The 26,347-nt window shown below is 50.0% G+C and carries 33 protein-coding genes and 2 pseudogenes; 27 read left to right on the top strand and 8 right to left on the bottom strand.

The features are described 5' to 3' along the window. Window positions 1-198: a hypothetical protein gene (locus GZ78_RS13705; protein ID WP_034837091.1), complete on the bottom strand. Its 198-nt coding sequence runs from the start codon at window positions 196-198 to the stop codon at window positions 1-3. A 216-nt stretch (window positions 199-414) separates the two neighbouring features. On the opposite strand from GZ78_RS13705, the gene GZ78_RS13700 reads away from it, so the two are divergent. The 17 genes and pseudogenes from GZ78_RS13700 (at window position 415) to GZ78_RS30685 (ending at window position 11,455) form a co-directional block, all read left to right on the top strand. Beyond that, window positions 415-1,581: a hypothetical protein gene (locus GZ78_RS13700; protein WP_152558727.1), complete on the top strand. Its 1,167-nt coding sequence runs from the start codon at window positions 415-417 to the stop codon at window positions 1,579-1,581. After that, entirely contained in the window at window positions 1,574-1,993 is a 420-nt protein-coding gene (locus GZ78_RS13695; protein ID WP_034837086.1) for a hypothetical protein, read from the top strand. Before GZ78_RS13700 ends, GZ78_RS13695 begins: the two co-directional genes overlap by 8 nt. A gap of 36 nt (window positions 1,994-2,029) precedes the next feature. Next, on the top strand, window positions 2,030-2,545 hold the full coding sequence (locus tag GZ78_RS13690; RefSeq protein ID WP_034837083.1) for a hypothetical protein: 516 nt from the start codon (window positions 2,030-2,032) through the stop codon (window positions 2,543-2,545). Window positions 2,546-2,950: 405 nt separating this feature from the next. Beyond that, on the top strand, window positions 2,951-3,166 hold the full coding sequence (locus GZ78_RS13685; protein WP_034838256.1) for a helix-turn-helix transcriptional regulator: 216 nt from the start codon (window positions 2,951-2,953) through the stop codon (window positions 3,164-3,166). Then, window positions 3,163-3,624, top strand: coding sequence for a hypothetical protein (locus GZ78_RS13680; protein ID WP_034837080.1), 462 nt, complete (start codon window positions 3,163-3,165; stop codon window positions 3,622-3,624). Before GZ78_RS13685 ends, GZ78_RS13680 begins: the two co-directional genes overlap by 4 nt. Before the next feature lie 2 nt (window positions 3,625-3,626). Further along, window positions 3,627-4,474 (top strand): annotated as a pseudogene (locus GZ78_RS30985) (ATP-binding protein). Further along, on the top strand, window positions 4,471-5,142 hold the full coding sequence (locus GZ78_RS13670; protein WP_152558726.1) for a hypothetical protein: 672 nt from the start codon (window positions 4,471-4,473) through the stop codon (window positions 5,140-5,142). The pseudogene GZ78_RS30985 and the gene GZ78_RS13670 overlap by 4 nt, the downstream one beginning before the upstream one ends. A 50-nt stretch (window positions 5,143-5,192) precedes the next feature. Next, entirely contained in the window at window positions 5,193-6,134 is a 942-nt protein-coding gene (locus GZ78_RS29990; protein ID WP_201772713.1) for a toprim domain-containing protein, read from the top strand. Next, entirely contained in the window at window positions 6,106-7,287 is a 1,182-nt protein-coding gene (locus GZ78_RS29985) for an AAA family ATPase (protein WP_201772731.1), read from the top strand. The genes GZ78_RS29990 and GZ78_RS29985 overlap by 29 nt, the downstream gene beginning before the upstream one ends. 311 nt (window positions 7,288-7,598) lie before the next feature. Further along, window positions 7,599-7,979 (top strand): DUF6362 family protein, encoded by a 381-nt coding sequence (locus GZ78_RS13660; RefSeq protein ID WP_152558725.1) that lies wholly within the window; start codon window positions 7,599-7,601, stop codon window positions 7,977-7,979. Window positions 7,980-8,159: 180 nt separating this feature from the next. Then, window positions 8,160-9,437, top strand: coding sequence for a site-specific DNA-methyltransferase (locus GZ78_RS13655; protein ID WP_051786177.1), 1,278 nt, complete (start codon window positions 8,160-8,162; stop codon window positions 9,435-9,437). Continuing rightward, window positions 9,403-9,678, top strand: coding sequence for a flagellin (locus GZ78_RS13650; RefSeq protein ID WP_034837075.1), 276 nt, complete (start codon window positions 9,403-9,405; stop codon window positions 9,676-9,678). Before GZ78_RS13655 ends, GZ78_RS13650 begins: the two co-directional genes overlap by 35 nt. Window positions 9,679-9,681: 3 nt before the next feature. Beyond that, window positions 9,682-10,125, top strand: coding sequence for an N-acetylmuramoyl-L-alanine amidase (locus GZ78_RS13645; protein WP_034837072.1), 444 nt, complete (start codon window positions 9,682-9,684; stop codon window positions 10,123-10,125). Beyond that, the gene (locus tag GZ78_RS13640; protein WP_034837070.1) at window positions 10,122-10,496 is read left to right on the top strand and encodes a 3TM-type holin; all 375 of its coding nucleotides are present in this window, start codon (window positions 10,122-10,124) and stop codon (window positions 10,494-10,496) included. The genes GZ78_RS13645 and GZ78_RS13640 overlap by 4 nt, the downstream gene beginning before the upstream one ends. Window positions 10,497-10,616: 120 nt before the next feature. Then, window positions 10,617-11,156, top strand: a complete 540-nt coding sequence (locus GZ78_RS13635) for a hypothetical protein (protein ID WP_152558724.1) — start codon at window positions 10,617-10,619, stop codon at window positions 11,154-11,156. Window positions 11,157-11,160: 4 nt separating this feature from the next. Beyond that, the gene (locus GZ78_RS29495; protein WP_161787380.1) at window positions 11,161-11,334 is read left to right on the top strand and encodes a hypothetical protein; all 174 of its coding nucleotides are present in this window, start codon (window positions 11,161-11,163) and stop codon (window positions 11,332-11,334) included. Continuing rightward, window positions 11,327-11,455: a hypothetical protein gene (locus GZ78_RS30685; protein WP_269078770.1), complete on the top strand. Its 129-nt coding sequence runs from the start codon at window positions 11,327-11,329 to the stop codon at window positions 11,453-11,455. The genes GZ78_RS29495 and GZ78_RS30685 overlap by 8 nt, the downstream gene beginning before the upstream one ends. A gap of 230 nt (window positions 11,456-11,685) precedes the next feature. On the opposite strand, the gene GZ78_RS28935 is transcribed toward GZ78_RS30685, so the two are convergent. From GZ78_RS28935 to GZ78_RS13610, 4 genes are all read right to left on the bottom strand, one after another. Further along, window positions 11,686-12,054, bottom strand: a complete 369-nt coding sequence (locus GZ78_RS28935; protein WP_152558723.1) for a hypothetical protein — start codon at window positions 12,052-12,054, stop codon at window positions 11,686-11,688. Then, on the bottom strand, window positions 12,051-12,392 hold the full coding sequence (locus GZ78_RS13625; RefSeq protein WP_034837061.1) for a hypothetical protein: 342 nt from the start codon (window positions 12,390-12,392) through the stop codon (window positions 12,051-12,053). Before GZ78_RS13625 ends, GZ78_RS28935 begins: the two co-directional genes overlap by 4 nt. Continuing rightward, window positions 12,389-12,628 carry a DUF3489 domain-containing protein gene (locus GZ78_RS13620; RefSeq protein ID WP_269078773.1) on the bottom strand — a complete coding sequence of 80 codons (240 nt, stop codon included), beginning with the start codon at window positions 12,626-12,628 and terminating at the stop codon, window positions 12,389-12,391. Before GZ78_RS13620 ends, GZ78_RS13625 begins: the two co-directional genes overlap by 4 nt. A gap of 543 nt (window positions 12,629-13,171) precedes the next feature. After that, window positions 13,172-14,509, bottom strand: coding sequence for an IS1380 family transposase (locus tag GZ78_RS13610; RefSeq protein WP_034837053.1), 1,338 nt, complete (start codon window positions 14,507-14,509; stop codon window positions 13,172-13,174). 165 nt (window positions 14,510-14,674) lie between these two features. Here GZ78_RS13610 and GZ78_RS13600 point away from each other — a divergent pair. From GZ78_RS13600 to GZ78_RS27530, 3 genes and pseudogenes are all read left to right on the top strand, one after another. Continuing rightward, window positions 14,675-15,958, top strand: a pseudogene (locus GZ78_RS13600) (transposase); the annotation flags it as partial. Between the two features lie 153 nt (window positions 15,959-16,111). After that, a complete protein-coding gene (locus tag GZ78_RS13595; RefSeq protein ID WP_034837050.1) occupies window positions 16,112-17,611 on the top strand; it encodes a phage portal protein in 1,500 nt (499 codons plus the stop codon). Then, complete coding sequence (locus GZ78_RS27530) at window positions 17,583-18,602, top strand: head maturation protease, ClpP-related (protein WP_051786174.1); 1,020 nt, start codon at window positions 17,583-17,585, stop codon at window positions 18,600-18,602. The genes GZ78_RS13595 and GZ78_RS27530 overlap by 29 nt, the downstream gene beginning before the upstream one ends. Here GZ78_RS27530 and GZ78_RS13585 read toward each other — a convergent pair. Beyond that, entirely contained in the window at window positions 18,576-20,210 is a 1,635-nt protein-coding gene (locus tag GZ78_RS13585) for an IS1634 family transposase (RefSeq protein WP_034837047.1), read from the bottom strand. The genes GZ78_RS27530 and GZ78_RS13585 overlap by 27 nt on opposite strands. Before the next feature lie 143 nt (window positions 20,211-20,353). Here GZ78_RS13585 and GZ78_RS13580 point away from each other — a divergent pair, with 143 nt between their 5' ends. The 6 genes from GZ78_RS13580 to GZ78_RS13555 are packed head-to-tail and all read left to right on the top strand — an operon-like array spanning window position 20,354 to window position 23,760. After that, window positions 20,354-20,734, top strand: coding sequence for a head decoration protein (locus GZ78_RS13580; RefSeq protein WP_034837045.1), 381 nt, complete (start codon window positions 20,354-20,356; stop codon window positions 20,732-20,734). Next, on the top strand, window positions 20,731-21,726 hold the full coding sequence (locus GZ78_RS13575; RefSeq protein ID WP_034837042.1) for a major capsid protein: 996 nt from the start codon (window positions 20,731-20,733) through the stop codon (window positions 21,724-21,726). The genes GZ78_RS13580 and GZ78_RS13575 overlap by 4 nt, the downstream gene beginning before the upstream one ends. Then, entirely contained in the window at window positions 21,711-22,010 is a 300-nt protein-coding gene (locus GZ78_RS13570) for a hypothetical protein (RefSeq protein ID WP_034837040.1), read from the top strand. Before GZ78_RS13575 ends, GZ78_RS13570 begins: the two co-directional genes overlap by 16 nt. Then, window positions 21,994-22,596 carry a hypothetical protein gene (locus tag GZ78_RS13565; RefSeq protein WP_034837037.1) on the top strand — a complete coding sequence of 201 codons (603 nt, stop codon included), beginning with the start codon at window positions 21,994-21,996 and terminating at the stop codon, window positions 22,594-22,596. Before GZ78_RS13570 ends, GZ78_RS13565 begins: the two co-directional genes overlap by 17 nt. 58 nt (window positions 22,597-22,654) lie before the next feature. Beyond that, window positions 22,655-22,990 carry a hypothetical protein gene (locus tag GZ78_RS13560; protein ID WP_034837034.1) on the top strand — a complete coding sequence of 112 codons (336 nt, stop codon included), beginning with the start codon at window positions 22,655-22,657 and terminating at the stop codon, window positions 22,988-22,990. A gap of 26 nt (window positions 22,991-23,016) precedes the next feature. Next, window positions 23,017-23,760 carry a phage tail tube protein gene (locus GZ78_RS13555; protein ID WP_034837031.1) on the top strand — a complete coding sequence of 248 codons (744 nt, stop codon included), beginning with the start codon at window positions 23,017-23,019 and terminating at the stop codon, window positions 23,758-23,760. A 6-nt stretch (window positions 23,761-23,766) separates the two neighbouring features. Here GZ78_RS13555 and GZ78_RS13550 read toward each other — a convergent pair whose 3' ends face one another. Together GZ78_RS13550 and GZ78_RS27525 are read right to left on the bottom strand one after the other, a co-directional pair. Next, window positions 23,767-24,339, bottom strand: a complete 573-nt coding sequence (locus GZ78_RS13550; RefSeq protein WP_034837028.1) for a hypothetical protein — start codon at window positions 24,337-24,339, stop codon at window positions 23,767-23,769. Continuing rightward, window positions 24,336-24,941, bottom strand: coding sequence for an AHH domain-containing protein (locus GZ78_RS27525; RefSeq protein ID WP_051786173.1), 606 nt, complete (start codon window positions 24,939-24,941; stop codon window positions 24,336-24,338). The genes GZ78_RS13550 and GZ78_RS27525 overlap by 4 nt, the downstream gene beginning before the upstream one ends. Before the next feature lie 158 nt (window positions 24,942-25,099). Here GZ78_RS27525 and GZ78_RS13540 point away from each other — a divergent pair, with 158 nt between their 5' ends. Next, entirely contained in the window at window positions 25,100-26,257 is a 1,158-nt protein-coding gene (locus GZ78_RS13540) for an IS4 family transposase (RefSeq protein WP_034837026.1), read from the top strand. The last annotated feature ends 90 nt before the right edge of the window (window positions 26,258-26,347 follow it).

Raw genomic sequence — 26,347 nt, 5'->3', positions numbered from 1 at the left:
TCAGTCTCCGTCGTTTTTCTCAGCAGTGTTAACAGTCATGCATGAGTTGGCCGGTATATCCAGTCGAACAGAGTCTTTTTCAGGGAATGTAGTGGATTTGGGGTACTGTCGGTAATAGCTTCTCAGAATGGCGTGAGCCAATAATTCGGTTATCTCTTCTCTAGAGGATACCGGTTGTTTTGATAAAAGTTCTTCCATGATGTACGCCGGATTGTTTTTCGAATTCTTATCTGAGTGTTGTCTTTTCTTTATATAAGATCCATACCGGGGTAACCGGTTCCATCCGGTGTTTTCCGGGGGATTGACAGAGTAGACAATCAGGGACAAGATGAGTGACTTAAAAAAATTACAAAAACTCTGTTGTATAAGAGGTCAAGGTGTAGATGTAGAGAAAGTCTAAAACCGGAGGATAGGATGCCCCATATAAAACGAGTCCTGAAATATGTTCGGGGTGACTATTGTCGTCAGCTATTACAGCTAACCGGGGTGACGAGAGCGCAAAGGATTCTTGCTCATGAACCGGAATTCAGTACCACCATCAATCTGAAAGACGCCTGTGCCAACCTCGACAAGAGACAGCGGCAGACCTTTGATGACCTGACCCGGCGCATTGACCAGATGACGGACGAAGTGGGTCAGGAGTTACTGGCCAGGCTGGTCAAGAATAAAGCCGAGTATATTGCCCAGGATGATCCTTATAATCAGGCAGCCTGGGTTCTTCTTCATGAACAATCCATCTTTGAACAGGCTGAAAGTGAGCGCTTTGCCGATGAAGCTCGTCTGACAGCGAAGTGGGACAGTTTCAAAGTGTTGTCCAGCGTCAATCAACTCCCGGATCTGGAAGGATTAAAAGAGTATCTCACACAGCACTTTGGTGGTGATGATGAAGTGCTGGTGGAGTTGTTTCAACGTGAACGCCCAAGCATCGATGGCACCACAGAAACCCTGCAGCAAGTGATGGTTTACCGGGAAGGTGTGCCCAGCCTACTTAAGGAAGTCTCCAAAGAGAAGAAAGCACTCCGGGAAACCATGGTCAGACCAGCGAGGGAGTATGCTTTCCTCTGGAATCCGCAGAAGGGTGAACTGGAAGTGGTGATTCGCAAGAAGCAGGAACGCGAGCAGCTGGCCCAGTTGTTCACCAGCAAGGGACTGGGGATAGAGCAGGCTCCAGAGAAGTTGGAAAGAAGACAGCTTACGCTTGATGTCCTGAAGTCAAATCCAGTGTTGCCATTCACCCGGAAAGAAGGGATCGAACAGGTCTCTGTCTCCTATCTGAAATTTAAATCGACCCGAACCAAGGCACCTTACACCGTTCGATCTCCGGCTCATAAAGCCCATGAAAAAGATGTCTATCAGGTGCTGAAAGAGGATGAGATAGAACACTTTCTGAATTGTGGCCAGTATTCTGTTGCTGAGGCTTCCATTGCCGTGAAGTTCAGGAAAAAGGAAGGGCAGAGTCGTGCTAACAGTACCATCATTATTCTGAAAGAGCCCTGTACCTCCAATTTGCAGGATCTAACCGAACGAGAGCGTCATCTCAGTTGGAATAAGCTCAGGGAGTGGGGGTTGACTCATGACTGACGCGTTAAAGCTGCCTGATAAACAGCGTTCATTTCGTTATCTGGCTGGTCTGTACGAAACCGATTTTGACACGGTTCTGAAAGCGAGCCTGGATATAGACAGGCCTAATGAAGCTGCAGACATCGTCAGCTCTGGAGCTTTGACTCCTGGTGGGCTGACTTATGATATACCTATCGATACCGACGACGGAGAGCAATGGTTGGAAGTGGTTGAGCGGGAGCCGGGCGTCTATACCTGTTACTGCGTCTCCGAAGGCTTTGTTGAGGTCACGGAAGAGCAGCAGCGACAATACAAGTACGACCGGGGCTGGCTAATCAAAGTGCTCAAGAGTCACCTTAAATTGTCAGGCGAACAGGTCACGGTGATTCCTGAACTGCTCGAGTGGTTGGGGAATACTCAGGTAAGTGGGTAACCCTATCAGGTTCTGCTTGCCCGACATCTGACCAGTATGAGCGGCTTCAAAAGCATTTATCAAAGCTTGGAAAGCTGGAAGGGTAAGGCTCCCGGAGTGGTCCTAACGGTATCCGAGCGCTTTGACCATCTGCTTCCCTTGCCAGGCCCGTATCCGATTGTGTCGATTATGTCGTTGCTGTCTTCTGAAGGTCCCTGTGAGATAAACGCCCGAAAGCTGAAAGATGTACTGCGGGCAACCTTCCAGCCTGATCTTGGATCACTCGAAGTACAGTGGTCGGTACAAGGGCTTGTTGGCCGGTTTGAAGCGGATGATAGAGAACCCTGGGATATTCGTGGTGAGAAACGCTGTACGGTGACCACCCTGATCTATGATGCCTGGTTAGCAGGTAATGCAGGGATTACGACTGAGCAGTTGAATGAGGAGGGCTTTAAAGTCACTCACCCTGGTAACTGTTATAACGACAACCGATGGAAGGATTACATTTGTTATGAAAACAAACTCTGGAGTATCAAGGCGGAGAGATTAACTCGGCGGAAACTTTCAGCTTGATTCTTGGCTATCCTTATTTCGCTGGGGCAGTAAAGTCCTGGTGATCTTCAATTTATGACTGAATATTACGGTCTACAGCGAGGTTGTTATGTCCAAGAAGTCAAACCATCCAGCTGACATGGGTAATTCAAATAAAGGTACTCCAGGTCAAAATCAGACTCATTCCAAAAATCAAGGTAATAGAGGGAAGCAGCTGAACCCTAACCAACAGAAAGGAGATAAGTAAACTCCTTTGTTAGTGGCGGGTTTTCAGCTCGCCACTCTCACGCCTTTCCTGCCGCAAAAGTTCTCATTTTTTCATAAATATACGCCAGCTACTTCCCAGCTACGCCTCAGCTACCTCCCGGCTACTCCGACTGCCCCATGATTGTTCCTGCCTTTGGAAAAAACAAGAAGGAGCATGAAATGGAAGTGCAACACCTGAGCCAGAAAGAACTGGCCGACCGCTGGCGGATCAGCCCCTATACCCTGGAGAAGTGGCGTATGCGCGGGTTGGGTCCTTGCTATATCAAGCTGGGCAATCGTGTCGTTTATCGGTTGTCAGATATTGAAGCGCATGAAGCTTCGCATACCCATGCGGGTACATCGCAGCCAATCGTCTGTCAGGAAGGTGATGTATGAGCAGTGAGCTGGAAAATATTCAGGGTATGGGGGTTGCTGAGTTGGCTGCTCGCTCTGGAGAAGAGTTGGCGAAGCTCGAGAAAGAGGTGGAAAGAGGCCTGTCCCATTTAGCGGTTCAGAAAGAATGGCTGGCGTCGGTGATCGCCTACAAGTATGTCTTCAAGGCTTCTCAGATCCGGGCTCAACTGCAGCAAGAGTTCGGTGAAATCAGCTTTGAAGATGAAGGTGTGCGAGTGCTGGTGGATCTGCCCAGGGAAGTTAGCTGGGATCAACAAAAACTGAAGGCCATAGCTCAGCGGATTCAGGAGCAGGGAGAAGATCCTTCTGAGTTCCTGGATGTTCATTACTCAGTGCCCCAGGAGAAGTTTGATCGTTGGCCTCAGGAAGTTCGTCGATCCTTTGAGCCAGCCTTGCAAGTGAAGCCAGGACGTTGCACCTACCAGCTGGTGGGAGGGTAGTCATGAGCCTTCCCATTCTCAACTCGCAACAACGTAGCCAGGAACACAAGGGCATTAAGTGTGTACTGCTGGGCAACAGTGGGGTGGGTAAAACCACCCAGCTGCTGAGTCTCAACCCTGACGCCACTCTGTTTGTGGATCTGGAAGCCGGTGATCTGGCAGTGCAGGAGTGGCCTGGTGATACCCTTCGTCCAGCCACCTGGTCTGAGTTCCGAAACTTTGCCGTCTATCTGGCGGGTCCCAACCCAGCCCTTCGGGACGATCAGGTGTATTCGAAAGCGCATTATGAAGCCGTGTGTCGTAAGTACGGTGACCCCAAATCGCTGGAGAAGTACGACACCTACTTTATCGATTCCATTACGGTGCTGGGTCGGCTCTGCTTTCAATGGTGCAAGGGACAGCCCCAGGCTTTCTCGAGAAAACCGGCAAGCCGGACACTCGGGGAGCCTATGGGCTGCACGGTCAGGAGATGATTGCGGCACTGACTCATCTGCAACATGCAAGGGGCAAGAATGTGGTCTTTGTCGCCATCCTGGAAGAGCGGGTGGACGACTTTAACCGCAAGCTCCATCAGCCCCAGATCGAAGGCAGTAAAACCGGTCTGGAACTGCCTGGCATCGTTGACCAAGTGATTACCCTGGCCAGCCTGCCCGATGAAGAAGGAAACCTGCGTCGTACTTTTGTTTGCCAGACCCTCAACCCCTATGGCTACCCGGCCAAAGATCGCAGCGGTCGTTTGGATGTATTCGAACCGCCTCACCTCGGACAGCTGTTTACCAAGATCCGCAGTGGATCAAGGCAGCCTGTCCAGTTTGAAACTCAATCCCAAGGAATGGAGCAACAGCCATGAGCCAACAAAGAGCAATGAATCAGCAAAAACCGATGGCACGCTGGAACGACTTTAATGATGCCACTGACCAGGGCAGCTACGACGTCATTCCTTCAGGAACCCTGGTCAAAGTTCGTATGACTCTTAAACCCGGAGGATATGACAATCCCGAAATGGGCTGGACGGGTGGTTACGCTACCTGTGGTGATACTGGAGCCATCTATCTCAATGCCGAGTTTACCGTGCTGGAAGGTCAGTACGCCAAACGTAAGGTCTGGTCCCTGATCGGGATGCACAGCCCCAAAGGCCTGGAGTGGGAGAACATGGGCCGGTCTTTTGTCCGGGGTATCCTGCAATCAGCACGTAATATCAAGGCCGAGGATAACAGTCCACCAGCTTATAAAGCCCGACAGTTGCAGTCTTTGTCAGAGCTGGATGGTATTGAGTTTGTCGCCAAGGTCAGTACTGAAAAGGATCAATACGACGAACCCAAGAATGTCATCAAGCAGGCCATCACACCGGAGCACAAGCAGTATGCCCAGCTGATGTTTGGACAGACAGCACCTCAAGGTCATCCACAAACCGCTCAACAGGGAGGTCATTCCCAGGCTCAGCTGCAATCACAGCTCTACAGTCCTCCGGATTCAGCGCCCCATCCGGCTGAAAGCTACAACAACCAGTGGGATTAAGGCTCTGATGCCCACCCGCTGGTGGGCTTTTCCCTACAGGGACTGTGACAATGAAGAACAAATGGCTTGATTTTAATGATGCCCCAGAGCAGGGCACGATTCAGAAACTGGATGCAGAAGACGTTAAACGTCGTATTCAGGAACGGATGCCAGAGTATCTGGCCTGGCTGTTTCCCAACGGCAAAAAACGAGGTCAGAAGTTTGTGCTGGGCAATGTCCAGGGCAAGAAAGGCAAGAGTCTGGAAGTGGAACTGGGCAGCGGGCTTTGGCACGACTTTGAGAGTGGTGAAGGCGGCGACATCATCAGCCTCACGGCAGAACATCAGAAGCTGGATGCACAAAGGGATTTCCCCGAGATCATTCAGTTTATGGCGGACTGGCTGGGTATGCCGTCATTCACTCCACCAGCTACTGCCAACCACCAGGAAGAATATGAGGATCTGGGTCACCATACCGGCAAGTGGGACTACCAGGATGCTGAAGGTAATCTGATCGCCTGTGTTTACCGTTATGACACATCGGATGGAAAGGAGTTCCGGCCCTGGGATGTAAAGACCCGCAAAACCAAAACCCCCAACCCCAGACCGCTCTACAACCAGCCGGGCATTAAGTTAGCGGACGAAGTGTTGCTGGTGGAGGGAGAGAAAGCAGCCCAGGCTTTGATTGATAGCGGCTATTGCGCTACTACAGCTATGAACGGTGCCAAGGCTCCTACGGATAAAACGGACTGGTCACCTCTCAAGGGCAAGCGAGTGACGCTTTGGCCTGATAATGACGACGCTGGGCTGGAATATGCCTTCAGTGCAGCCAAAGCCATCGCTGATGCAGGAGCCTTGTCGGTAGTGATTTTGAAACCACCCGCAGACAAACCAGGGAAATGGGATGCGGCTGATGCTGCTCAAGAAAGTTTTGATATCGACCATTGGCTAGCCAGCACCGAACGCAAGACAATCAAGTCAGCAGCTGTCAGACTGGAGTGCGCTTCGTTATAAAGGCAAGGCTCCTGAACAGCATTTTCTTATTGAAGGCTCGTTTCCATTGGGGGTTGTGTCCATTCTTGCTGCAATGGGTGATACCGGCAAAGGGATGCTCACCCTGAAACTGGCGCTGGAAATTGCCTGCTGCGACGGTCTCACGGTCGAAGTATTTGGTGGCAAGGTTTTACAGCACGGAACCGCAGTCGTCTTCACATCTGAGGATGATCAGGCAGAAGTGCATCGCCGCCTGGAAAAACTGGACCCAACTGACTTGAGACTGAAGTCACCTGAGAAGCTGGTCATCATTCCCTTACCCAATGCAGGTGGGCCATTCCCTATGGTCAGGGAAACTCCGGAAGGGCCAAGAACGACAACGGAGTTTACCCAGGTGGTCAGGCAGTTACAGGCCATTGAAGATCTCAAACTGGTGGTTTTTGATCCTTTATCGTCTTTTGTCCATGCCGATGTGAATGCCGATCCTGCGGTGGGCAGCTACCTGACAGGGCTGTTAGCAAACCTGGCCAGTGAAACTGGAGCCACTGTGATTGTGGTACACCATATGCGAAAGCCACCAGGGCAGAAACCTATCGAAAACGCAGAGCAAGCCAGAGATGCCATCCGAGGCAGTAGTGCGCTGGTGGATGGTGTTCGTATGGCTTATGCCTTCTGGCCTGCTCAGGATCTGGTGGTTCAACAGGTTTGTCAGACCCTGAACCTGATTCCCGAGTCGAGAAGTTTTTACCAGGGAGCGGTGGTGAAATCCAATGGCCCGGCGGATCGGACAATCCGGACCTATAAACGCAACGGTATCGGGTTGTTGGAAGATCTGACCGCAAGGATAAAAGGTCAGCAGCCTTCTACCTATGACCTGCTGGGAGTGCTGGCAGGTGGCATCAGAATGGCTGCCAGTCGTGGGCATCCTTTTACACACACAGGTGTTAATGGTGTCTTCAAACACCGGCATCGTCTTCCTGAAGCCTTCCATCATATGCCAAGACACAAGCTGGAAAATATGGTTCAGGAATTGTTGAGTGAGCGTCCTCCAAGAGTGGTCAAGGGTACACTTATGGGATCAAAAGAACATAAGTGGCTGGACTCTCCCTGGGGACCATTTGCTGATGGCAAAGGCCGGATCGAAGAGGGTGCTGATCGGCTGAAAAATGACTGATTTAGCGTTTCCAGAGCGTTTCCAATTTCCAGCATTTCCAGAACATTTCCAGATTTTTGGAAACGGAGAAAAGTTTAAGAAGGTGCTCTAACAGTCTGAAAGCATGAAGAAATCTACAAAATTGAATGACATATGTCGCATTTCCAGTTTCCAGGAAATGGTGTGGCTCTGGAAACGTGTAACTTGTTGAAAAATAACCCGTTTCCAATTTCCAGAACACCTTACTTATATAAGTAAGGTTGGAACTTAAATTTCCAACCTTACTGACACGTGATATTTCCGGCTGGAAATCGACTCAGAGAGGCGTCGAAATGGACATCAACGAACTGGCCAATCGCTATCGGGAAGCCTGGCTGGTGGCACGACGAGTGTCGTCAGGGATTAATCTCCGGTACTCCGCCTTCTGGCCGGAGATCAATCCCAATCGCTGGGAGGTCTACCAGGGTGAAAACAAAATCCTGAGACTCCCCGAGCCTTCGGAGGATGAGGTTGACCGAATGGTGCAGTGCATGCGCTGGCTGCGCTGGGTCAGTGAGGAGGAACGCAGGCTGATCTGGCTTCGTGCTTCAGGGTTGCCTTGGCGAGTGATTGCTGAAGATCTGGGTGTGAACCGGAAGACGCCTTACGCACACTGGCGCAAAGCCATGAGCCGGATTGCTATCCATTTGGCCGGAGGACGTAACCCGGAGTAACCCGAAGTAACTCGTAGTGTCCGGTTTTGTCCGGGTAAATCCAAAATAGAGGCCTCTTCAAGGGGTGGACACTTTCGCCAAATTTGACAAGAATTAACGCTAACATCGAAGCGAAGTGCACCTGAACCTCACACCCTCCCGGTCTGAGGTTTTCTTGTCTCTGGAAATCACGGAAGAACCATGTCCAGAATCCTTGTCGAAGCCATCGAACATCGCTCAGTCGCCAGTCTGGTGCCCTATGCCAACAATGCCCGGACTCACTCCGATGAACAGGTGAGCCAGATTGCCCGGTCCATCGAGGAGTTCGGGTTTGTCAATCCGGTGCTGGTGGGCAGTGATGATGTCATCGTAGCTGGTCATGGTCGTTTGATGGCTGCGAACCAACTGGGCATGGACACGGTGCCGGTGATTGTTCTGGGACATCTGGATGAGACACAGCGTCGGGCACTTGTGATTGCTGACAACCAGATCACAGCTAACTCGGGTTGGGACGAAGACCTGCTCAAGCAGGAACTGGCAGAACTGGATGCCCTGGATTTTGACCTGGATCTGATGGGGTTTTCCGATGAAGAGCTGGAAGGCCTGCTGCTGGTGGACGAGCCTGAAGGCCAGACCGACGATGACGACATTCCTGAACCGGAAGAACATCCTGTCAGCCAGACTGGTGATCTCTGGGTTCTGGGGGATCACCGGGTACTTTGCGGCAGTGCTACCGAACAGGCCGATGTGGAAACCCTGATGGCTGGCCAGCTGGCGGACATGGTGTTCACCGATCCGCCCTACAACGTCGACTACGCCAACCCGGAGAAAAATGGCAAAGCCAAAAAAGATCGTCGGATCAAGAACGACAACCTGGGCTCTGAATTCCATGCTTTCCTGCTGGCCGCCATGACCAACCTGCTCGGGGTTTGCAAGGGGGCAATTTATATCTGCATGTCGTCGTCTGAACTGGATACGCTCCAGAAAGCTTTTCGGGAGGCCGGGGGCAAGTGGTCCACGTTTATCATCTGGGCCAAGAACACGTTTACCCTGGGGCGCTCCGATTACCAGCGACAGTACGAACCGATCCTCTACGGCTGGAAGGAAGGTAATGAACACTTCTGGTGTGGAGCTCGGGATCAGGGCGATGTCTGGTTCTACAGCAAGCCTGCCAGGAATGACCTGCACCCCACCATGAAACCGGTGGAACTGGTGGAACGGGCTATCCGTAACTCTTCCAAAACCCATGACATTGTGCTGGATCTGTTTGGTGGCTCTGGCTCCACATTGATTGCCTGTGAAAAGTCCCATCGCAGTGCCCGGCTGACTGAACTCGACCCCAAATACGTCGATGTGATCGTGCGCCGATGGGAGGAGTACACCGGCAAGGAAGCCTACCTTGAATCCAGTAATCTGACCTTCGAACAAACCAGGGGCGATAGACATGGACGATCTCTCAAGGCGACTGGATCAGATTGATTCCAAGCTCGATAAGCTGAGTGATGCGGTGTCTCGCCTGGCCATGATTGAAGAACGGATGACTCATCAGAGCAGCAACCTTTCCCGGCAGGACGAACGACTGGATGAGCAGGAGAAACGCATTCGGCAGCTGGAGTTTCAGTCCAGTAAACGAGGTGTGGTGTTGAACTACTTTGAACGATTCGGTTGGGTTGTGCTGACCGCCACTATCGGACTGTTGTCATACTTTCTCAGGGGGTGAGTGATGAGTAAGCGTAAGGAAACCAACTTCATCGTTGTGCACTGTTCAGACACCCGGGCGAATCAGTGCATCACCTTCGAGGACATCAAACGATGGCACATGATGGAGAGGGCCTTTCTGGACATTGGTTATCACTGGGTGATTGAACGGGATGGTTCGGTGAAACAGGGCAGGCCAATTGATAACTGGGGTGCTCACGTGAAGTGTCACAATCACGAGAGTGTAGGGATCTGCCTGGTGGGTGGTCTGGGACAGAACAATCAGCCTGACGATAACTTCACTTCGGATCAAAAACGGATGCTGAAGTTCCTGGTGGCAGGCCACCAAGCACTGTATCCAAATGCTGTGGTTCATGGTCATCACCACTTCAGTAAGGTGAAGACCTGTCCCAACTTCGATGTGCACTATTGGCTTCGACAGGAAGGACTGTTAGGAGGTAAGCAGTGAGTCTCGTTGCAGCCATTCCGGTGCTGGGAAAGGTTATCGACAAACTCTTTCCAGATGCGGGCAAGGCTCAGGCAGCCAAGACTGAGCTGACCGAGATGCTTCTCAACGGAGAGCTGGAGGAGCTAGAGCAACAGGCTGGAGTCATCAAAGCCGAAGCTCAGGGGGAAGGCTGGCTGCAAAGAAACTGGCGACCCATCGTGATGCTGGTGTTTACGGCGTTGGTCGTGTGTCGTTGGATGGGCTGGTCAGCACCGAATCTTACCGAGGCGGTGGAACTGAAACTGTTCAGCATTATCCAGTTGGGCATTGGTGGATACATTGCCAGCCGGGGGATTGAGAAGGTGGCAACAAGACTTGGTAAGGGTTTTTAAGGTCTCTTTATTTTCGCTAGATGATAGGGCTTAAAACGCTTTGATTTTTTCAGACAGGTTTTGAATATTCCTGTAGACTCTGGACAAAGGGATAGTCGTATAAAAAGAAAAGGATGTATTGTGAACTCATCTAAATTCCATAATTACCCTTCAGTCATCCACTATTACCAAAGAATCAGAGAAGACGTGTGGTCCATCACTCAGGAGACGTGGCCCCACGCAACTATTAAAGGTATTTCACGCAGTACTGCATTACTGGCTGATTCGTGGAAAACCCTTCAGGGGGAAGGGTATCGACGTTCCAGAGCTATTTGGGACTGGGAGCCCGAATTTAAATCGTACCAGACGAAACCCAAACGCTTTGAAATGTCTATCTGGTCAGGCAGTGAACTGTGTGGGCTGACATACGGGAGTCTATCAAAGAATGGTTCCAAGGTTCGTATGAACCTAATTGAAGCTACCCCGGTAAGGCCTAGCCCACTTGGAGAGGCTGTTTTCCCTATCCTTTCTTTTGGGGCCACAGTCTATGCTGATTTAGTTGGGGCTGATGAGATCTGGCTTCTGGACCCTGTATCAGGTGCAATTGATTATTATAAGAATCAGGGGTATATGGCACCAGAACGTTATTGTGGCAAACGTATTGGTATGAAGAAGAGGTAAGCCTATGTTGTCCGACGAAGAGTATGAGAAGAGGCTTCAAGAAGTCAGGAAGCGAATGAAAAAAGAAGGTGAAGAAGTAAAGCAGCGCTCCAGAGAGTGTCCTGTTGAAGAGCCCACTGGAAAGATGACCAATCCATCTGATTTGGACCGAATTAGAGACAGGAAGCACGATGACTAATTCAGCACCAAAGACGCCAGAAGAAATTAAGAAGTACCTTCAGAAAAATAAGGGCAGGCTTCTAAACGATTCCAAACAACTGGAAGCCGCTATAAGGGCAAACAAAAAGGATAAGTCTTGAGGAGCTTCTTTTTAAATGCAGGGAGCGTCTCGAGATCGAAGAGAAAGCTTGATAGAAGGCTTCTGACGACCGTTCCGGGGTCCCTGGGCGGTGTCTTCTAGTGCGGGTATGCATCAGCGCGAAATAGCGCCAGCGACAGAGTGAAAATCGGGGTTGACACTCAGGTTGACAAAATCAGGAGTAGCCTAGTAATGACGGGGCTTTCCGGTGTCAACCCGTTGAAGATTTTGTCAACCTGGGCGGTCGAAGTTGTCAACCTGGTTGACAGATTTCAGGTTGAGCTCAATCCAGAGTTGACTCTGGTGACAGAGAAGCGTTTTGATCTTCAAAGTGCGAGCCAGTGCCTTCAGGTGGTTGAAGCTTGTATTTATACGAGGTTGGTGATCCTGCCAGCTGTCTCCCCAATCGCGGTACAAAGCAGAAGTCTGCCTCTCTTTCAGGTAGTGCAGATCTCCCAATTGGATCAGAAAGATGGCTTCAGGCATTGTCCGGTACCAGCGCTTGAGACTGGGGAGGGTGTGACGATCAGGATGGAGCAAACGACAGGAGAGAAAGGAGCCGCTGCTGAGTTCAACGGCCAATAGAATCGGGTCTCTCATGACTGAGGTCCCCACATGGAATGGCTCTGCCAGCCGCCATCTTGCCAGTAATAAACGTATTCGGCTCCGGTCTCCCAGGCCAGGGCAATCAGGCTCTGGAGGTCGTCGCTGGTACGAGGCCGGATCTTGGCCCAGGGCTCACCCTTGTCCATATAAGCATCGACGCCGTTCTTGGTGATGCTCGACAGGTCGCCAAAATTCACAATGATCTTGGCGTCTGCTTCAGTGGGATAGTGTTCCCTCAGCACTTTACCCACTTGATCCCCATCGAAGTGACAGTAGATAGAGCAATAGCGACCGTCAGCCAGCCGCCTTGCAATTCGGGCGCGGGTGCTCATGCGGTCTCTCCCTGAAAGAGAGCATCTAGCCCGGCGGTGATTCGGTAAATGCGGTCCTTGCCTTCAGGCTTTTCCGATTCGATGGTCAGCCCCAGTCGTTTTTTCAGAGTACCGGCAAAGGTGCCGCGCACCGTGTGTTGCTGCCAGCCGGTTTCGCGCATGATCTCGTGGATGGCGGCCCCGTCGGGGCGGCTGAGCAGTTCGATCACTGTATGCAGCTTGGTGCCGGTGCGGATCTTACCCAGACTCTTGGCGGTTGGCCTGGCTTCTTCATCCTAAATTCCTCACTTAAGAATCCCGACTAAACTGTAATCCCTTCTGCAAAGAGGGATACAGATGACTTTTCCACCAAAACCTACTCACCCAAAAGGTGAGCCTAAAGAACTCAGCAAAAAGTGCTCGACAACCTCTCTTGAGGTGGACACATTTGAGGGGAAAATCCATGTCGTGTGGGAACCTGACGCATCAGTCACACCAATGGGGCAGCTACCATTTTTTATTCAGTTTTTAAAAACAGGTTGTCGATTTGAACCATGGGTTGAAGACTGCCCCCTGAATCCGTGATTTCTTGATTGCAGAGAAGATTTTCCATCTCATTTAACTCAATGACAGAAAGTTTTACGCTTTCGGTGCGTGCAATTCACCACAAAATAGCTGAACAGATTTAATAGCACGGCTCTTTTCCAATGAATACCGAAAGATTTCTGCTCTGAAGGCGAGCGAAATCCTGCCAGTGTCAGCCATACTTTTTCATTCAGTCGAGAGAAATAAATAATCAGCTAACAGAGCTGTTTTTCAGGAAAGAGTTGCATAAAGGCCGACAGCCCGGGGCTATGTCGGCCAAAACGAAGAATAAATTGGCGACTCTTTTTCAGGAATCGCGCAGATTGGTAAACCAGCTCCTGCATAACCGTCTTGATTCTTCGGCGCTGAGCTTTGTGGCGAACCGGAGAATCAGGACCCAGCAAACAGGTTTGCCCCATGTAGCGCAAAATTTTGTAGGTCAGTGCACCAAGACACATGACAAGATCATTCGTATCAAACTTACCTGAAGGCAGTCTTTCCAGATCCATGTCAGTCTTGAATTCACTATGAAACTGTTCGCTGGTCGCATGGTCTTCATAGAGTAATATAACATTATCATTATCGTATTCAGTTTCATCCAATGTCGTCCACCAACCATCCAGCTCGTAGTCTGGTGTTAAAAAATACTGACCCACCGAGTCAGTAGTACGCTTGATAATACGGATGATTAGTCGCTGTCTGCCGTAGTCGGTCTCATGGATAACTGAGTGTGTCGCATACGTTTTTCCGGGGCGAAGCTCTGTCCACTGAACACTGGCTGTCTCAAAGGCTTGCAGCCAGGCTGTTACGGCATACTGCTTACGTGGATTGAGTTTGATGATGTGATCCACATGGTTGTGATCGGCAATCTCTCGGCGAGTGTCTTCTGCATCATGGCCACTGTCGAGTCGCAGCAATACCGGAGCTTGAGTAACACGACGAAGTCTGTGTAATACGGTATTCAAGAAGGGTACGAAGTCGTTTTGTGAGTGTTGTGAACCAGGACGTAGTTCAGTGCCTAGACACCATCCCTCGGTTCCCACATAAGACATAATGGGGGCAAAGCCATGAAAGTGCTTGTAGGTCCATTGCACACCTTCTTTTTGAGTTTTGCTGTTATCCTGCGGAGTAACGTCTATATCCAGCGGAATGTGCTGAAGGTGATCGAGTTCTTTTGAAAGTGGAGAGATCGGTGCATCCAATTCGACCAATAGCTCGGGGAGGGCTTCTTCAATTAAGGGGATCAACTGAGTGGCATCTTCATTAAACCGCTGGCGCAAGCGACTGGCGGAAGGCATTTGTTTAATGTCCATACTGCGCTTGAACCAGTCATCATGGCGATAGTTATCAATAGCATCAAAATCAGTTTTACCCAAAGCCAATAAGCCGACAAAAGCCCGCACCAGATCAATATTAGGAATGCCGTGACGTTTCTTGATAGAGCGCAGCGATTTCCTTAGAGATGTTTTCTGGTTCAGGGCATGACCGACAAAACAGAGACCGGCTGCCGGCGTATAAAACTCAGTGTCAGATTGCTCAAATTTAAGTTCCACAAAAATGCACTTATAAGGTGAAAATAGGGATGAGCAAATATTAGCCTACAGGTACTGGTACGACTGAGTTTTTAGTGGATTTAGTGATGGTAAACTCACGGATTCAGGTGCCCCTTAACTTACAAAAGCAACAACGCACCCAAGAAAGTTAATGTACTCGGCTCCCTTTTTCTCTCAATACTTTCAGGTCACAAGCGTTATGCACATATCGGAACATTAACAGGAGACGGAGTGAACCCGAAATTACTGGGTATGACAAAGGTAGTCAGTGATGATTCTGCTCGACGGGGCTTACTTAAAATAGATGAGGACGAAGGTGTTGAATGGATGCAACACCACTTGCAAGAATGCTATGAGCCCTTATTAAAGCTGCCGTGGATATTGGACGCAGATGTTACGATAAAAACAATTTACGGAAGTCAGGAAGGAGCAGAAAAAGGATATAACCCGCACAAGAAAGGACGCCCTTCACATACTTACCACTCTTACATGATGGCTAATTTAAAGTTGATTCTTGATGTTGAAGTCCAACCCGGTGATAAAGGAAACAGCAAGCACTCATTACCCGGTTTAATTAATTTATTAAATCGACTTCCTCGAGAGTGCTGGCCTGAGTTTGTTCGAGGCGACTGTGACTGGGGAAGCGATCGGGTAATGTCAGAACTAGAACAAGCGGGTTGCGGTTATCTTTTCAAAATAAAGAAGACAGTTAACGTCAAGAGGTCCATACACCACGCACACTGTAGCGGAGGATGGGTTCGCTACAACAGGCACTGGGAAGGCAAAGAATCAGAATTAAAGCTGGATGGTTGGGCAGAACCAAGGCGAATCATTATTGTCCGAAGAAGGTTGGCTGGTGATTCTCTGATGCTGGAAAAAGAGAATAACAAGAAACAAAAAGAAATCGCCTTTATTGAAGATCCAGAGAACATCAAACTCTTTGAATACTCAGTATTAGTGACCAGCCTTGATAGTGATGTAGTGTCCATCATAGATCACTACAGGGACAGAGCTGACTGTGAAAACAATTTTGATGAGATCAAGAACCAGTGGGGCTGGGGAGGTTATACAACCAAAGACATAAAGCGATGCCGCCTCCTGTCAAGGATGGTTGCACTGGCTTATAACTGGTGGACTTTGTTTGTAAGGCTGAGTAATCCTGATTCGCATAAAGAGTCAATAACCAGTAGGCCGTTATTAATGAGTGCTATTGGCAAGTTAACAGAGAGTGGTCGTCAGAAAAAAATAACGGTTACCAGTCAGCACAATCTGATGAAAAAGATCCAAGCAATGCAGGAGAATCTCTGTGGATTTTTTGATGCAATCAAGGAAATTGCAACGCAGTTAACTCCAGATGATATCTGGTGCCGGATATTGACGAGAGCTGTATCGAAATTTTTAATAAAAGATCAAGTTATTACACCTGTTCGGCTCATTAACTCAAGTTAAGCGAGAGCAAAGCTCTGCAGCTCACTTGGTGACACTGCACACTTAGCGTACGGTGGGCTATCACTCAACTGCTGAATTTAGGTTGAAAGAGAACTGGTCAAGCAGCAGAAGCGACCAAGGCAGTATGGCGTCTATTCCAGCAAGGGAATCTGAATGAAGATCCGACAAAAGATTGCCGGGTGGCTGCTGCCAGAGCTGAAAAACCTGGCCTATACCTCGGCAGGCCAGGGACGGCGCAGTCAGAGTTGGATCGCACCTTCTACAGGCCCGAATAATTCACTGACTGGTAATCTCGGTACCCTGATTAATCGTTCCCGGGCAGCGATTCGTAATGACCCCTGGGCCGCTTCCGGGCTGGAGAAGTTGGTCGCCAACATTGTCGGCACTGGCGTTAAACCCAAGTCAGAAGCCACAGATGATGCGTTTCGTAAACAGTTACAGGCATTGTTTCTGGTCTGGACCGATGAGGCCGATGCCGATGGCCTGTTGGACTTCTATGGGCTGCAGGCACTGGCCGCTCGATCCATGCTGGAAGCCGGTGAATGCTTTGTACGTTTTCGACCTCGTCAGCCCGGTGATGGTTTAAGCGTGCCCCTTCAGTTACAGCTGCTGGAATCCGAGTTTGTCCCCTGGGATTACAACGACGATCTAAAAAGAGGTCACAAGATTCGTGCAGGCATTGAATTTAATGCTCTGGGTCAGAGAGTGGCGTACTGGATGCATCGAGCACACCCCTCTGATTTTACCGTACTGGATACTGCAGACCTGCGTCGTGTGCCTGCGAAGCAGGTAATGCATCTTTATGAACCTTTGCGGCCCGGTCAATTGCGAGGCCAGCCACGGTTGTCTCAGGTGTTGTTAAGGATGTTTCATTTGGACAAGTTTGATGATGCCACGTTGCTTCGCCAGGAAATCGCCAATCTGTTCACTGGTTTTATTACCAAACCATCACCGGAACAGGAGAAGGTTGATCCTCTGACCGGTAGGCCGATCGTGTATGACTTACAGGGTGTGCCTATGGTCGCTATGGAACCGGGTACCATGCAGGAGTTGTCACCGGGTGAAGAGATTACCTTCAATACCCCTCCGGGAGCGGCCAGTAACTACCCGGATTTTATCCGACAGCAACTGATGGCGGTGGCGGCAGGGATGGGACTGCCCTATGAAATCCTGTCCGGTGATATGAAAGGCGTCAGTGACCGGGCACTTCGCGTCGTGCTGAATGAGTTCCGTCGTCGGATTCAGCAGATCCAGCACAATCAGCTGGTGTTTCAGCTCTGTCGACCGGTCTGGAACCGCTGGTTGGAGATGGCAGTGCTCAGTGGTGCGGTTTCGGCTCCTGAGTTCCATCGAAACCCATCGCAGTACAACCGGGTGAAATGGATACCCCACGGCTGGGCCTATATCCATCCGGTGCAGGATGTTCAGTCCCAGAATCTGGCGGTGCGCAGTGGGTTCAAATCCCGGTCGGAAGTGGTCTCTGAGCAAGGGTACGACAGCGAGCAGATCGATGACGAAATTGCCGCCGACAATCGCCGGGCGGATGAGCTGGAATTGCAATACGACAGTGATGCCAGAGTTCAAACACAAGAAAACCCTGTCACGGATGAGGATAAAGCACCGGATGAACAAGAAACCGCTCAACAAAAATAGAGCCTGGTATACGCTGAAGGACCAGGCTGGCCAGCCAGCGGAACTGCTGATTTATGATGTGATTGGCGACTGGGCGGGAGTTTCAGCTCGACAGCTGGTCAGCACCCTAAAAGATATCGATGCCGATGAGATTACCGTGCGTATTAACAGTCCCGGTGGTTCTGTCTTTGATGGAGTAGCCATTTATAATGCCCTGCGTTACCACAAGGCCCATATCCACGTCCGTATAGAAGGGCTGGCGGCCAGTATTGCCAGTGTCATTGCCATGGCAGGCGACAGCATTCATATGGCTGAGAATGCTCTGTTGATGATTCATAATCCGTTTGGATGGGTCGGTGGTGATGCTGGTGAGTTGCGAAAGATGGCGGATATGCTGGACAAAACCACCGAGGTCATTGCCCAGACTTATTGCAGCCGATGTGAGCTGGATCTGGAAGCCATGTTCAAGCTGATGAATGACGAAACCTGGTTTACCGCGACAGAAGCAGAGGGCCATGGTCTGATTGATAAGGTGGATAGCCCGGTGAAAATGGCGGCCAGCTTTGATCTCTCTAGCTTTATGCATCCGCCACATCAGCCTGACCCTGAACCCAAAGAAGAGAAAGGTCTACAGGCTCTAGCGGTGATGACATTGTGCAATCAGGCCGGTTACCCGGAAATGGCGGAACAGTTTGTCAGACAACAGCAAGGCTTAGAGGATGTAAAAGCCCGGCTGGCGGAGTGCGAAGCCATCAAGTCTCTTTGCACCGCAGCCCATTGCCCGGACCGTGCCAGTCAGTACATCCGGTCCGGCAAGTCCAAAGAGCAGGTGCGCACAGAACTGTTTGATTTGCTGGTGCAGGATGATGACGGTATCGATAATAGCCTGACCCCCCATCAGCAGGAGCAGACCTTCAAGCCGCTGATTGATACCCAGAGCGTTTACCGCAAACGCAACGGACAAACCGACATTCACCACCCCGAATTAGGAATAAATTTCTTGGTACGTTGACCCCAAGACAAGGACTATTGTCGTCATACTCTCCGAGAGACCGATTACATGTTTCTCCGTCCCGTTGACCGTTAACACATGGACACCCGAAAAACAGAAGAAAACCCACCTGCCTGTAGGGTTCTGGGCTGGCTTTTTCTTCATGTCAGGAAACGTCCGACTTTGCCTTTTCAGCTCATGACGAATCCGGTGCTGGATAGCAGCATAGACCATCAGGCAAAGCGTCATCACCATTAATAAAGCCTCAATGCGTTCCGGCTTCTTCAGATACAAAGACGACACCAGAAAGTCCGGGCTTTTCAGAAAACGGAAGCCCCTTTCAACCTGTTGCTGAGATTTGTAAGTCCTGAGCAGTTCTGCGGTGGTCAGTCTGCCTGTATCAGTGTCGTTCGTAGCGAGAACAAAGCAACCCAGCGATGCCTCAGCATCCCGTCGGGTTTGCACAGTGACCGAGCAACACCCTGTCACGAAGTACTCCAGATGATCCGGCTCTGCCCCGTGAGCGGGACGACCTTTGGTCTTGTAACAGGGCTTTGAAATAATCTGTGGCTCAGCCTGACAGAGTTCAGATTGCTTTTGCCACTGCTTGAAGGCTTCAAGGGCGTCCTTCTCGCACCGAAACGCTTTTTTGCCCAGTTTTTCCAGTTTCTTGCACTCTGCCAGAGATTTTTTCTGCATACGTCTTGTCAGTGTCTTCTGTTCAGTTTTCCGGCTTTGCTTGTTGCGGAATAAAACCCAGCGTTGTTCTACGCCAGCATAATCAGACGACACCTTTATGGCTTCGTAATGCTCAAAACCTTCCACAGCCTTCATAGTGCGTGTTGGCGCACTCTGCACCAGCTCTTTGGCGGCGGCGATATTGAGGGGAACACGGGAAATGAACCACTGCCCTTGTTGATCCAGTTTTTGAAGCGTTTCTGCTACATACAACGCAGCATCAGCAACGAAGTAACGGGCTTCCAGTGCGGCCTTGAAACTCTTCAGGTGCTGGGATACGACCCACTGAAAACTCGTCTTGTCGGTCACATTGCCGCTGGCAGCGGCCATAAACATGGGAATGCCCGCTTTGTTTTCGGTCATCAGAAGCAAAATGGCCTGGTTCAGGTCTGGCCGATGGTCACGGCTGTAGCCTTTGCAAATCCTGATGCAATTAAGGTCTTCGTCGCTCTCCTCGCTGTCGCTATTATAACGACCATCGACGTGTAGGCTTGTACCGTCAAGGTTTAACGCCTCGCATGGCAGCTTGAGGTTCTTTGCTACCTTGATAGCCAGCTCGAAATAGACTTTACTGACATCCAGGTTGAACATCTCATCCAGTGCTCTTCCGAGCACTTTGTCGTTTAAGTGCTCAGGTTCGACTCCCTCCCTGATCAGCTTGTCGAGGGGTTTGTTGTCGAAAAACTGCGGAAACATATGGAGAGATTGCCCAACGAACCCCAAGCCATTGAGAATCATGGCGAGAATGCACTCACCATGAGAAACCTTCCACTCGTCGGACTGCTTTGGGGCACGCTGGTCAATGTGTTCGACGATCCCAAGCTCTTTGCACATTCCTGCGACTAAGCCGAGGTGATCCATGACCTGAGTGCGGTACTGAACAGGAGGCATAAGACGGTTTCCTGATATTTGCTTATCTGATAAATAGCAGACTTCAGGAAAATGTCAGGTTAGGTGGTGAATGTCGGGACAAACGACTGCCTAAGCCTTTTTATTCGACGTTTGATTCTATCTCTCTCAAAGGAACTGAAACCATGCCTGTCATGACAGAGCCGGTGCACACTGGCGAATTTATTGTGTCCGAAGGAAACAACAGCATCAGTCGGGAGTTGGTTGAGCTGGCCCCGGATCTGAAGCTTCTGCCTGGCTCAGTGTTAGGCAAGAATACATCCACGGATGTTTATGGACCGCTGGACCCTGATGCAGACACCGGTCTGCAAATGGCGGTTGGAGTGCTCTGGGATCATGTCAGCACCGATGCTACGGGAGGCGAAGGTGTCATCATTGCCCGTCTGGCGGAGGTGCATCAGGATCTGTTGATTTGGCCGGAAGGTGTAACGGATGAGCAACAGGCGACAGCGGTGAGTGAGCTGGCGTCACTGGATATTATTCTCAGGAAAGGAGAACAGGGATGAACTTGCTGGATATCTTTAACAACGATGCTTTCAGTCTCACCAGTCTGACCGCCACGCTCAATGATTTACCCTATAAGCCGGGTCGTATCGGGGAGTTGGGCTTGTTTAGCGAAAACGGTATCAACACCACGACAGCGATTGTGGAATCCAGAAATGGTGAGTTGATTCTGCTGCCGACCTCTGAACGGGGGGCACCGGCACCGCAAGCCAAAGGCCGTAAACGCAAGGTCCGCAGTTTTGTCATTCCTCATATTCCTTATGACTCCACCATTATTGCGGATGAGGTGCGTAATGTGCGGGCCTTTGGCTCGGAGAGTGCTCTGGAAGGTGTGCGTACCGTTGTTAATCAGCGGCTGTCGGATATGAACGCCAATCATGAAGTCACACTGGAGCATCTGAGGTTGGGAGCGATCAAGGGACAGATTCTGGATGCCGATGGCTCCAGTGTCATTTACGACCTGTTTCAGGAGTTCGGGGTGACCCAGCAGACTCATACCTTCAAATTCAGTGTGGCCGAGACCGATGTCCGGCTGGAGTGTGTTGCTCTTCGCAGGAAGGTAGACAAAGCACTGGGGGCGCAACCCTATACAGGATTAAGGGGGCTTTGTGGTGCCGACTTTTATGACGGTCTGGTTGGGCACGATTATGTGAAAGATGCCTACCACCGCTATCAGGACAGTGCCCTGCTGCGCAACGACCCCAAGGCCGGATTCCGGTTCGGTGATATCGACTGGGAAGAGTACCGGGGACAGGTAGGTGATTTGCCTTTTATTCAGCCGGATGAAGCTTATGTGATCCCGGAGGGCACCGGCATCTTCCGCACCTGGTTTGCCCCGGCGGACTTTATCGAGACCGTCAACACCATCGGTCTGCCCCGTTATGCCAAGCAGAAAATCATCGATTTCGACAAAGGCGTACAAGTGCATACCCAGTCCAACCCGTTGCCGATTTGCCTTAAGCCCCGGGCGGTAATCAAATGCAAGATGAGCTGAAGGCATTGAACCGGCAAGTGCTGGCTACCTTTGGTCAGTCGGTGTTGATCTTACGTTCAGACGACAGCGAACTGGAAACCACAGGCGTATTATCCAGAGAGCTGATCCCGACCGGACAGTATGAACAGGTGCTACAGGAAGTGACTGTGTTGGCCCTTGCGTCAGAAACACCGCTTAAAAGAGGTGAGCGGGTCTCATCGGATGGGCAACAATGGACCGTTGATCGAAAGCTGAAAAGTGACGGTCACATGATCTGGTGGAACCTCCATGAAGCTGGATCTTGAACTGGATGACCGTATTGGAGGGCTGATCACAGCTTTCCAAAACTCACCTGAAAAGGTCGATCGGGCTACTCGACGTGCGTTGAAAAAGCTGTCGCGTTTTGCCGAACGACACACCCTGCGAGCGCTGGCGCGGCAACAGGGTATCACCCAGAAAACACTGAAGGCATTGGGTCGGGTAAAAGTCAGTCTTCTTAAACCGGGAGAGCGGGGCAGTGAGGGTTATAGCCTGGTGGTCTGGATCGGAGCCAGTGATCTACCGGCTCACTACCTGGGTCAACCCAGACAAACGACATCGGGCGTTAAAACTGGCAAACACTTCTGGAAAGGGGCGTTTCTGATGCAACCGGTGAATGCCCCCAGACCTATGGTCTTCCGCCGAAAAGACAACTGGCAGCACCAATACCAGCGCTCAAAAAAGTCGGGTCGCATGATGTGGATGGGGCTGCCATTGGAAAAACAAGCCCTGCCTATGCTTCACAATGCTATTAAAGTTCTGGAAAAACTGAAACCGCTGTTGCTGGAGCGGTTTACCACATTAATGCAACAGGAATTGAACTTTTTATGGAACGAGGCATTCAATATCTAGTCCTGAAGCCCGGATTGTACAAACGCTGGTTGAAAGACTGAAGTCTGTTATAGACAACGTGCTGCTGGGTTATGGGGCCACCGGACTGGAAAAAGACCTGACACTACCGGCTCTGCTGGTGCAGCTGGAATCCATCCAGGAAGACTCCCGTCAGGGGCTTAAAGCCAAATACCAGTTGCAGTGTAATCTCAGTGTTGTGATTCGAACGGATGAGCAGACGACGTACAAGCTGATTGAACTGTCCAGTGCGCTTCGTAAAACCCTGAGTCCTGACAACCGACTGACGGCAGAAGTCCGGAAAGTAACTCTGAACGAAACTCAGTTTGATATTGCCCCTAATAACGGTCACCTGTCTTTTTCAGATACGGCACTGACCATTGAAGCCGTCTTTTAATCGAAACCTCAAGGAAGGAGATTCCCATGTCCACCATCGACCGCAGCTTTATCGGCGCAGGCAGTATCCATATCCAACCCTATAATAAATCGGCACCGTTACTGCCCATTGGTAATGTCAGTGAATTCAACTTCAGCTTTGAAGAAGACCGCAAGGAGCTGAAGAACTATCTGGGCGGTGGTGGCAATCGCAATGTCATCAGTCGGGTGTCGGGTATTACCGCCAGTCTGGTGGCTCATGACTTCACTGCCAGTAATATCTCATTAGCGCTGAGGGGCAATGTGACTGCAGCGACCACCACGCCGGTTGTGGATGAAGTACTGGTAAGTCACGGTGTCACCGATGAATTGATTCCCTTTAAACGTCTGCCGGACCTCAATCAAACCATCACTATCAAAGACAGTCTGGATACGATTTTGGTTCAAGGTGATGATTACGAGCTGATGAAATCAGGCATCAAAGTGTCAGAAGGTGGTGGCATCGACGACCAGGGTCTCAAGGTCAGCTACACACCACTCAAGGCCAACATGGTACAGGCGCTGGTAGAATCCGGGCGTGAATTTGTCCTGTTTATGGAAGGGTTAAACGATGCTCAGGAAGGTTTGCCCTTCAATATCCGGGTTCACCGGGTGAAGTTCTCACCGGTACAGAACCTGGGTTTTATCTCCGATGACTTCGCCAGCATTCCCTTGCAGGTGGATGTGCTGGCGGATACGTCGATTTCAGGGAATGGGCTGAGTTCGTTTATGCAGCTGGATTTGGCTCAATGAAGGGAATTATTCAAGAGGTCTGTTACTTAAGTCAGTACTGAATAATATTCCCCGAAGTTCATTGTTTTCTATTACTTGCTTGAAGGACTCTTGACAGTAAATACCCTGAAAACAGTCTACTTCTGTGCGGAAGATGGGAGTCTCCTTCAAAGCTGCCTGAATAAAGGCAATTTTCTCCAATTCGTCCCATTCATTGAAGCAAGTTTTCTCTTGATCAATAGCTTGTAAATCTTCAGCAAGGACCAGTGGGTTGAACAGGTAAGCTTTTGTTCCATCCTCATGTTCTACAGGTAAAAACTCACCATGGTCTTGTAACAAAGTAAATAGCTGATTATAGGCTTTCTGACTTAGATAAAGTTTGCCAAGCTGATCACAGGAGATATCTGGAACAGGGTTGTCTGTCTTGCTGGAAACAGAGCGATAAAATTCTATATGAATGGGTTGCCATAATTGCTTATATTGGGTCGGCTGGCTGTCCATATAGATCAGACAATCTTCCCCAAGTTTGTCTTCTACTTCGTCAGCATCAAGAGTGAAGCGTTGAAACTGTTTAACTTCAGGGTGGATTCGATAGATCATTCAGGTAAACCCTCACCTTTACGCAGCATAACATAGGTTGGCTGTGACCCAGCCTGTAGCCTGAGTTCGATAGTTTTCAGAGTGTACTTCAAGTCATCCTGGCTTTTTGTTTTGCTGGTATTGATCAATGTTCCCAGCCAGAAATAATAGTTAAATCTGTGAATTCTACTGTGAGGAACAGCCTGTTTGAGCCGCTTTGGCATATAAGTAAGAGCGCTGGTGTTTTCTGGAAGCCAGCAGCCATTGTAGCTGTCATCGATACGCATTTTAAGGTGGGCTAATACAGCACGCATTGGAGCGGCGTCTTTATGTGCTCCAGAAACAATGGCATGAGCATGGCATTTGGGATGTGGCTTCGAATCGCCCGTATCCTCTAGATGACCTGCCAGCCTGGATGATTCATGCTGCTCATTCCTAAGTTCTTTTCGTGTCATTTCATCTGCGCCTATGCGATATCGATCGATACCGAGTTCAACCTGTGCAGTTACAGATACTGCGATCAGGTCAGCAGGTGTTGGATTTTTTGTAGAAGCAAAACGATCAATGGAATGCTCGACCCTGTCTTTTTGATAATACCGTTTTTCATTGACTGGCACGGCCACTCGACACCTCCTGTGCACGAAAAATCGTCATTCTGTTTATTTTTTATCACTGCTGTCCGGTTAAAAATCCGGAATAACTGGGAAGTGCCTGTCCCTGTTGGTTTACAGTAAAATAGAAGTTGTCGAGACAGCTATTTCACAGACCAAGAGAGACAGGCATGAAGCATCATAACAGCGTTTTCCAACAGTTGCTCAAAGTCATTCCCCGCCACCAATTCCAGAAGGTGGTTGACCGTCACAATGGTGATCATCGGATCAGAACTCTGTCATGCTGGACTCAGCTGGTCGCCATGATGTTTGCTCAACTGGCCAGTCGGGTCTCGATTCGGGATTTAGTTGAGAACTTCAACACCTGCCACAGCCACCATTACCATTTGGGCGTCTCTCGCATAAAGCGCTCTTCACTGTCGGACGCCAACAGTCATCGGTCCGCCAGCATTTTCTCAGAGACTTTTTTCTTTCTGCTGCAAAAGGTCAGAAGCCATCTGCCACGGGGAGCGGCCAGTGACATGGTACGTCTGATTGACTCCACAACCATCGACTTGAATGTAAACCAGTTTGAATGGGCTCATTTCAGGAAAACCAAGGGCGGCATAAAGCTGCACACGGTTTATGACCCGGAGGCAGATACACCGACCTTCTTCGAACTGACCAGCGCCAAAGTGAATGATCGTAAAGCCGCTCAGAACCTGCCCATTATGGCGGGTGTTACCTATGTTTTTGACCGGGCCTATGATGACTACAGCTGGTATTACGAGATGACCTGCCAGGGTACTCTTTTCGTTGGCAGAATGAAGAGCTCTGCGGTCTACGAAGTCATTGAAACTCGTGCAACGAAGGAAAACTTTATCCTTGAAGATCAAATCATCAGGCTTTCTTCTGACAAAGGCCGTAAAGACTGTCCAACCTACCTAAGACGAGTCAAAATTCACCGTGAGGAAGACGGCAAAGTACTGGTATTTATCAGTAATGACCTGAAGAGAACAGCGGTTGAAATTGCTGCCCTGTACAAATCTCGCTGGCAGATTGAACTGTTCTTCAAGTGGATTAAACAGAATCTGAAGATTAAGCGGTTCATTGGCAGAAGTGAGAACGCAGTGAAAATTCAGGTTCTGACAGCAATGATTGCCTACCTTCTACTACGCCTGGCCCAGATCACAACACGCTGCCAGCTGTCGTTACAGCAAATAGCCAGGAGAATCAGTCTTAATCTGACCGGTCGTCGTTCTCTTCTGGAGTTATTCAGTGATCCTCCGGAGAAAAGCGGGGGCAGCTTGCTCCAGAATCAGGGAAAGCTGGAGCTTGGATATGTTTAACCGGACAGCAGTGATTTTTTATCGATAAAAAGACACCGTGATTCTAAGTGTAACTGAGAGTCAAAGGCAATCTCGCATCAGAAGTAGAAG

Origin of the sequence: Endozoicomonas numazuensis (assembly GCF_000722635.1) — a bacterium.
In the GTDB taxonomy this organism is placed as follows: Bacteria; Pseudomonadota; Gammaproteobacteria; order Pseudomonadales; family Endozoicomonadaceae; genus Endozoicomonas_A; species Endozoicomonas_A numazuensis.
This window is presented reverse-complemented; position numbering and strand designations above follow the sequence as displayed.